At 36.9% G+C, this 7,871-nt stretch carries 11 protein-coding genes; all 11 read left to right on the forward strand.

What is annotated here, in order from left to right:
- Positions 1-8 precede the first annotated feature (8 nt).
- Positions 9-1,352, forward strand: coding sequence for a preprotein translocase subunit SecY (gene secY / locus H344_RS0109130; RefSeq protein ID WP_026810042.1), 1,344 nt, complete (start codon positions 9-11; stop codon positions 1,350-1,352).
- A 1-nt stretch (position 1,353) separates the two neighbouring features.
- Complete coding sequence (infA, locus tag H344_RS0109135; RefSeq protein ID WP_013305172.1) at positions 1,354-1,569, forward strand: translation initiation factor IF-1; 216 nt, start codon at positions 1,354-1,356, stop codon at positions 1,567-1,569.
- 9 nt (positions 1,570-1,578) lie between these two features.
- Positions 1,579-1,695 (forward strand): type B 50S ribosomal protein L36, encoded by a 117-nt coding sequence (ykgO, locus tag H344_RS21400; protein WP_073370549.1) that lies wholly within the window; start codon positions 1,579-1,581, stop codon positions 1,693-1,695.
- Between the two features lie 2 nt (positions 1,696-1,697).
- On the forward strand, positions 1,698-2,072 hold the full coding sequence (rpsM, locus tag H344_RS0109140; RefSeq protein WP_026810043.1) for a 30S ribosomal protein S13: 375 nt from the start codon (positions 1,698-1,700) through the stop codon (positions 2,070-2,072).
- 13 nt (positions 2,073-2,085) lie between these two features.
- Complete coding sequence (gene rpsK / locus H344_RS0109145; protein ID WP_026810044.1) at positions 2,086-2,478, forward strand: 30S ribosomal protein S11; 393 nt, start codon at positions 2,086-2,088, stop codon at positions 2,476-2,478.
- A gap of 109 nt (positions 2,479-2,587) precedes the next feature.
- Positions 2,588-3,193 (forward strand): 30S ribosomal protein S4, encoded by a 606-nt coding sequence (gene rpsD, locus H344_RS0109150; protein WP_026810045.1) that lies wholly within the window; start codon positions 2,588-2,590, stop codon positions 3,191-3,193.
- A gap of 18 nt (positions 3,194-3,211) precedes the next feature.
- Positions 3,212-4,204, forward strand: a complete 993-nt coding sequence (locus H344_RS0109155) for a DNA-directed RNA polymerase subunit alpha (protein WP_026810046.1) — start codon at positions 3,212-3,214, stop codon at positions 4,202-4,204.
- A 57-nt stretch (positions 4,205-4,261) separates the two neighbouring features.
- Positions 4,262-4,798, forward strand: coding sequence for a 50S ribosomal protein L17 (gene rplQ / locus H344_RS0109160; protein ID WP_026810047.1), 537 nt, complete (start codon positions 4,262-4,264; stop codon positions 4,796-4,798).
- Positions 4,799-4,941: 143 nt separating this feature from the next.
- A complete protein-coding gene (gene carA, locus H344_RS0109165; protein WP_026810048.1) occupies positions 4,942-6,054 on the forward strand; it encodes a glutamine-hydrolyzing carbamoyl-phosphate synthase small subunit in 1,113 nt (370 codons plus the stop codon).
- Between the two features lie 117 nt (positions 6,055-6,171).
- Positions 6,172-7,461 carry a phosphopyruvate hydratase gene (gene eno / locus H344_RS0109170; RefSeq protein ID WP_026810049.1) on the forward strand — a complete coding sequence of 430 codons (1,290 nt, stop codon included), beginning with the start codon at positions 6,172-6,174 and terminating at the stop codon, positions 7,459-7,461.
- Positions 7,462-7,583: 122 nt separating this feature from the next.
- A partial coding sequence (gene tnpA, locus H344_RS21405; protein ID WP_169514958.1) for an IS200/IS605 family transposase occupies positions 7,584-7,871 on the forward strand: 288 nt, incomplete at its 3' end.

The raw sequence follows: 7,871 nt of genomic DNA on the forward strand, positions 1-7,871 counted from the left end.
AGAATACTATGAAGAAATTTTTCGATACATTATCAAATATTTGGAAGATTGATGAGCTTAAGGGTAGGATTATTGTAACCCTAGGCTTGCTTTTAGTGTATCGGTTTGGTGCACAAGTTGTGCTTCCAGGTATAGATTCTACTCAGCTGGGGGCTTTGTCTTCCAGTACAGAGAGCGGTATTTTAGGTATCTTAAATGCATTTACCGGAGGAGCATTGTCTAATGCCTCCGTTTTTGCATTGGGTATAATGCCATATATTTCTGCTTCCATTGTAGTTCAGTTGATGGGAATAGCTATTCCTTATCTTCAGAAGTTGCAGAAGGAAGGAGAAAGTGGGAGAAAGACCATTAATCAGATTACTAGATGGTTAACCATCGGTATTTGTGTTGTTCAAGCTCCTACTTATTTGTATAGTTTGGGTGCTCTAGGGGTTCCAGACAGTGCATTTGTATTTGGAAAAGGAATTGATTTTATTATCCCATCGGTAATAATATTAGTTTCTGGAACAATTTTTGCTATGTGGTTGGGGGAGAAAATTACCGATAAAGGAATTGGTAACGGGATATCCCTACTGATCATGGTGGGTATTATAGCTAATATGCCACAGAGTTTTGTTCAGGAATTTGTCTCTAGAACCACTAACAATACTGGAGGTCTCATGTTTATGTTGATCGAGGTTATTATATGGTTCGCGGTTATCTTGTTGTGTGTGCTATTGGTTATGGCTACACGCCAGATTCCTGTACAGTATGCTAGACGTACAGCTTCTGGTGGATATGAGAAAAATATCATGGGATCTAGACAATATATTCCATTAAAATTGAATGCTTCTGGGGTAATGCCTATTATCTTTGCACAAGCTATAATGTTTGCACCAGGTTTGCTTGGTAAAACATTTAATAATACGGCTGTTGGGCAATGGATGGAAGTTCAGTTTGAGGATATTTTTGGCTTAGCCTATAATTTATTGTTTGGGTTTTTAATCATTGTATTTACTTATTTCTATACAGCGATTACTGTACCAACCAACAAAATGGCTGATGATCTTAAAAGAAGCGGCGGATTTATTCCTGGTATTAGACCAGGAAAGGAAACAGGGGAATATCTAGATAAGATAATGTCCCTGATTACTCTACCAGGATCTATTTTCTTAGCTTTGTTGGCTGTATTGCCGGCAGTTATTGCTAAGTTGATGGGTGTTCAAATGGGGTGGGCCTTGTTTTATGGAGGTACTTCTTTATTGATTATGGTAGGTGTTGCCATCGATACTGTACAGCAAGTAAATTCATATTTGCTGAATAGGCATTATGATGGATTGATGAAAACTGGTAAAAATAGAAAGGTAGCGTAGTATGGCTAAACAAGCAGCAATAGAGCAAGATGGAAGCATTATCGAAGCATTATCTAATGCTATGTTCCGCGTAGAGTTGGAAAACGGTCATGTGGTAACGGCACATATCTCTGGGAAGATGCGTATGCATTACATTAAATTGCTTCCGGGAGATAAGGTAAAACTTGAAATGAGTCCGTACGATTTAACTAAAGCAAGAATTACATATAGATATTAAGCAAATAGGATGAAAGTTAGAGCATCAGTAAAGAAAAGAAGTGCCGAGTGCAAAATAGTGCGCAGAAAAGGCAGATTGTACGTAATCAATAAAAAGAATCCTAGATTTAAACAAAGACAAGGGTAGTTATGGCAAGAATCGCAGGTGTAGATATACCAAAACAAAAAAGAGGGGTTATAGCCCTAACCTATATCTTTGGTATAGGAAGAAGTAGAGCTAAGGATATTTTAGCCGCAGCTCAAGTAAGTGAAGATACTAAAGTATCTGATTGGAACGATGATGAGATTAGCCGTATTCGTGAGGCAGTTTCTTCTTTAACTATAGAAGGAGAATTGCGTTCCGAAAACCAAATGAACATTAAGCGTTTAATGGACATAGGTTGTTACAGAGGTATACGCCATAGATCTGGTTTACCTTTAAGAGGTCAAAGAACCAAGAACAACTCTAGGACAAGAAAAGGTAAGAGAAAAACAGTTGCTAATAAGAAAAAAGTAACTAAATAATAATTAGGATATTATGGCAAAGGCAAGTGCAAAAGCGACAAAGAAGCGCAAGGTAATAGTAGAGTCTGTGGGCGAAGCTCATGTAACTGCTTCTTTTAATAATATTATTGTTTCTTTAACCAATAAAAAAGGAGATGTAATCTCTTGGTCTTCAGCAGGTAAAATGGGTTTTAGAGGTTCTAAAAAGAATACTCCCTATGCGGCTCAAGTTGCATCAGAGGATTGTGCAAGAGTAGCACATGATGCTGGTTTAAGAAAGGTAAAGGTTTATGTAAAGGGGCCTGGTAATGGTAGAGAATCTGCTATCCGAGCTATACACAACTCTGGAATTGAGGTTACCGAAATCATCGATATTACCCCAATGCCACACAACGGTTGTAGACCACCAAAAAGAAGAAGAGTTTAATTTATATTAGTTTAATAATTAATCCTAATACAAGGATTTTCAAGGAGTGTAGTTACGATTATCGAAGGATAAGCCTTAATTCATGATCACACTTCTAAAATAAAAGAAAATGGCAAGATATACAGGACCAAAAACAAAGATTGCTCGTAAATTTGGCGAGGCGATTTTCGGAGACGATAAAGCTTTTGAGAAAAGAAATTATCCTCCAGGACAACACGGAAATAACAGACGTCGTGGTAAAAAGTCTGAATACGCTATCCAGTTAATGGAAAAGCAAAAAGCAAAATACACTTACGGTATTTTGGAAAAACAATTTAGAAACATTTTTGGAAAGGCCAATAGAAGTGGTGGAGTTACCGGTGAGGTATTACTTCAACTTTGTGAGTCTCGTTTAGATAATGTTGTTTATAGAATGGGTATTGCGCCTACTAGAAGCGCAGCTAGACAATTAGTATCCCATAGACACATTACTGTTAACGGGGAATTGGTTAATATTCCTTCTTATACCCTAAAGCCAGGTGATGTTGTAGGAGTAAGAGAAAAATCAAAATCCTTAAAGGCTATTGTAGATTCTTTAGACGCACATAGTAGCGTATATGAGTGGATCACATGGAATAGTGAAAAAAAGGAGGGTAGTTTTGTTGCCATCCCGGAAAGAATGCAAATTCCGGAAAATATAAAAGAACAATTAATAGTTGAGTTATACTCAAAATAAAACAACACTGATCCAATTATGGCATTATTAAATTTTCAGAAGCCCGATAAAGTTATAATGATTGATTCCTCCGATTTCGAAGGCAAATTTGAATTTCGTCCGTTGGAACCAGGTTATGGCCTTACTATTGGGAACGCATTAAGAAGGGTTCTGCTCTCTTCCTTGGAAGGCTTTGCTATCACTTCTGTCAGAATTGATAAGGTAGAACACGAGTTTTCTGTAATTTCAGGTGTTGTGGAAGACGTCACCGAAATCATTTTAAATCTTAAGCAAGTTCGTTTTAAGAGACAAATCGATGACGTGGACAGTGAAACGGTATCTATTTCCGTTAGTGGAAAAGAACAGTTAACTGCAGGTGATTTTCAAAAATTCATCTCAGGCTATCAGGTGTTAAACCCAGATTTAGTTATCTGTAATATGGAGCCTAATGTAAATATTAACATGCATATCACTATCGAAAAAGGTAGAGGATATGTACCAGCAGAGGAGAATAAAAAATCCAACGCTATGTTAGGTACCATTGCTGTAGATTCTATCTTTACACCTATAAAGAACGTTAAATACAGTATTGAGAACTTTAGGGTTGAGCAGAAAACAGATTACGAAAAATTGGTTTTCGAAATTCAGACCGATGGTTCTATTCATCCGAAAGACGCATTAACCGAAGGAGCAAAAGTTCTTATTCACCACTTTATGTTGTTTTCAGATGAGCGTATTACTTTGGAAGCAGACGAGATTGCACAAACAGAAACTTATGATGAGGAATCGTTGCATATGCGTCAGCTTTTAAAGACTAAATTGGTAGACTTGGACCTTTCTGTAAGGGCGCTAAACTGCTTAAAAGCAGCAGAAGTGGATTCTTTGGGAGACTTGGTTGCCTATAACAAGAACGATTTAATGAAATTTAGAAACTTTGGTAAAAAATCCTTGACCGAATTAGAAGAATTGGTGATGAACAAGGGATTGAGTTTCGGAATGGATTTATCAAAATATAAATTAGATAAAGATTAATATCGCTTTTTAAGAATTGGTATAACCATATCTAAGAAAAGTTTATAGAAAAGTACAATGAGACACGGCAAAAAAGTTAATCATTTAGGAAGAAAGACAGCCCATAGAAGTGCTATGTTAGCAAATATGGCTTGTTCTTTAATAGAGCATAAGAGAATTAATACAACTGTAGCTAAAGCCAAGGCTTTAAAGCAGTTTGTAGAGCCATTGATCACTAGATCTAAGGCAGAGAATAATCAAACTCTTGAAAAAGGTACTCATAATCGTCGTATCGTTTTTAAAAATCTTCGTGATAAAAATGCAATTACTGAACTTTTCAGTAATGTAGCGGAGAAAGTTGGCGATAGACCAGGAGGGTATACCAGAATTATTAAACTGGGTAATAGACTTGGAGATAATGCTGATATGGCTATGATAGAGTTGGTAGATTTCAATGAAATTTATAATTCTGACAAGTCCACTAAGCAGAAAACTACAAGAAGAAGTAGAAGATCTAAGAAATCTGAAGCTCCTGTAGCACCAGCTGCTAATACTGAGTCTAAAGCTGATACTGATAGTAAAGCAGAATCTAAAGGTGATGACTCTAAAGAATAAAACTATTATTACATAATATCCTTTTTTTATATCAAATAAGCTAGCTTCCTCGTAACTTTATCGCGTCGAGCAAAATAGCTGCACCAAGGAAACATCTTGGTATATATCATTTTGTCAATTAAAAAATAAGGTAACACTAGAAAATGAAGTATCAAACAAGAAAAAAAGCAATATTGTTATTGGCCGATGGAACTATTTTTCACGGTAAGTCTGTAGGCGACAAAGAGGGAACGGTCTTTGGAGAAGCTTGCTTTAGTACCGGAATGACCGGATATCAAGAAGTATTTACCGATCCTTCTTACTTTGGTCAAATAATGGTGACAAGCAATGCTCATATTGGCAATTATGGTACGCAAGTGGATGAAGTGGAATCCGATACGGTACAAATAGCTGGTTTGGTTTGTAAGAATTTTAGCTATACGCATTCTAGACCATCTTCTGACGCCAGCTTGTTAGAATTTATGGAGAAAAGTAATTTGTTTGCTATCTCTGATGTAGACACTAGGGCATTGGTGGGTTATATTAGAGATAATGGAGCAATGAATGCTGTAATTTCTACAGATGTTAATAACATAGAGGAGCTTAAGAAGAAATTGGCAGCAGTGCCTAGTATGAAAGGTTTAGAGCTAGCATCTAAAGTTTCTACTAAAGAACCATACTATTTTGGTGAAGAATCTGCTAAGTATAAAATTTCTGCCTTAGATATTGGAATAAAAAGAAATATTCTGAGAAACCTTGCAAAAAGGGATGCCTATATTAAAGTGTTTCCTTACGATGCCTCTTTCGAAGAGATGAGTGAATGGAATCCGGATGCTTATTTTATTTCTAATGGACCTGGGGATCCCGATCCTTTGAAAGAAGCTGTGGTGGCTACCAAGAAAATAATCGACTCGGGAAAACCTTTGTTTGGTATTTGTCTTGGGCATCAAGTATTGGCACTTGCTAATGGGATTTCTACTTTTAAAATGCATAATGGACATAGGGGAATTAATCATCCTGTAATGAACCTTATAACAGGAAAAGGGGAAATTACATCTCAAAATCATGGTTTCGCTGTTAATAGAGAAGAAGCAGAGGCTAATCCAAATATAGAAATTACTCATGTGCATCTAAATGACGACACTTTGGCTGGGATGAAAATGAAAGGGAAGAATATATTTTCGGTACAATATCATCCAGAAGCTAGTCCAGGACCTAATGATGCTAATTACCTTTTTGATCAGTTTTTTGAAATGATCGAATCTTCATCAAACTAAAACGTTATAGTCTGTAAATAGTAGTGTGAAATCGCTATTATCCTCTTAATTATAGGGGAATGCGAGCTTGCTTTATTATATTTGTAAATAATTAATTAAAATCAAAAATCACAATATATGAGTATCATTCTAAGTGTTCATGCACGACAAATTTTGGATTCTAGAGGTAATCCTACAGTAGAGGTAGATGTAATCACTGAAAATGGAGTTATGGGGAGAGCAGCAGTTCCTTCTGGAGCTTCTACAGGAGAGCACGAGGCTGTTGAATTACGTGATGGTGGTAATTCCTTTATGGGTAAAGGGGTGACCAAGGCAGTGGAGAATGTAAATTCATTAATCGCAGAAGAAATTCTCGGTATGTCTGTTTTTGAACAAAACTTGATAGACCAGGTTATGATTGAATTAGACGGTACGCCTAATAAATCTAAATTAGGGGCTAATGCTATTCTTGGTGTTTCCTTGGCAGTAGCAAAGGCTGCAGCTAACGAGTTGGGAATGTCGCTATTTAGATATGTAGGAGGGGTAAGTGCAAACACGCTACCTGTTCCAATGATGAACATCATTAATGGTGGTTCGCATTCAGATGCTCCAATCGCCTTTCAAGAATTTATGGTGATGCCAATTAAGGCAAATAGTTTTTCGCATGCTATGCAAATGGGAACTGAAATTTTCCATAACCTAAAGTCAGTTCTTCACGAAAGAGGATTGAGTACTGCTGTTGGTGACGAAGGTGGATTTGCTCCAAACCTTCCAGGAGGTACTGAAGATGCATTGGATACCATTGCAAAAGCAGTGGAAAGAGCAGGCTATAAGTTAGGAGATGAGATTATGATTGCTCTAGACTGTGCTGCTGCAGAATTCTATGTTGATGGAAAATATGACTATACTAAATTTGAAGGAGATAAAGGTGTAGTAAGAACTTCTGAAGAGCAGGCTCAATATTTGGCAGATCTAAGTGCTAAATATCCTATTATTTCTATTGAAGATGGAATGGATGAGAATGACTGGGATGGATGGAAAGCTTTAACTGATAAAATTGGAGATAAGGTGCAGTTAGTAGGTGATGATTTATTTGTAACTAATGTAGAGCGTTTATCTAGAGGTATTAATGAAGGTATTGCAAACTCTATCTTGATTAAAGTAAACCAGATTGGAACACTTACCGAGACTATTGCTGCAATAAATATGGCTAAGAACGCAGGATACACTTCAGTGATGTCTCACCGTTCAGGAGAGACTGAAGATAATACCATTGCTGATCTTGCTGTTGCACTAAACACTGGGCAAATAAAGACAGGTTCAGCCTCTAGGTCAGATAGGATGGCAAAGTATAACCAATTACTAAGAATTGAGGAGGAATTAGGAACTGTAGCCTACTATCCACAAAGAAAAGCATTTAACGTATAATAGCTTTTCTTACTAATGAATTTTAAGGAAAATGCCATTCAAGTTTTGAATGGCATTTTTTATTCTAGAGGGGTAAATACCCCGAGGCTTGCCTCGCACGAAAAAAAACAGTAATCTTGAGCGTGAGCTCAAGCACCCATATACATAAGAGCCACAACGTTTCGTTGTTACTCTATCATTTGGTTTGTTCGACCAAATATCGCCGATTGGTACTAAGTCCTAAAGTTGAGAGGATTCTGTGTCAGACGTGTCTAGATATTCAGTACAGGTATGAAATCCATTTTTTGGAGATAGGTACGGATAAGGATCATGTTCATTTTTTGATTCAGAGTGTTCCAACATATAGTCCGACCAAAATAGCAAGGACGGTAAAGAGCCTTACTGCCCGTGAGATTTTCTTTCATGACCCA

Origin of the sequence: Arenibacter latericius DSM 15913, from assembly GCF_000424985.1 — a bacterium.
GTDB classification, from domain to species: Bacteria; Bacteroidota; Bacteroidia; order Flavobacteriales; family Flavobacteriaceae; genus Arenibacter; species Arenibacter latericius.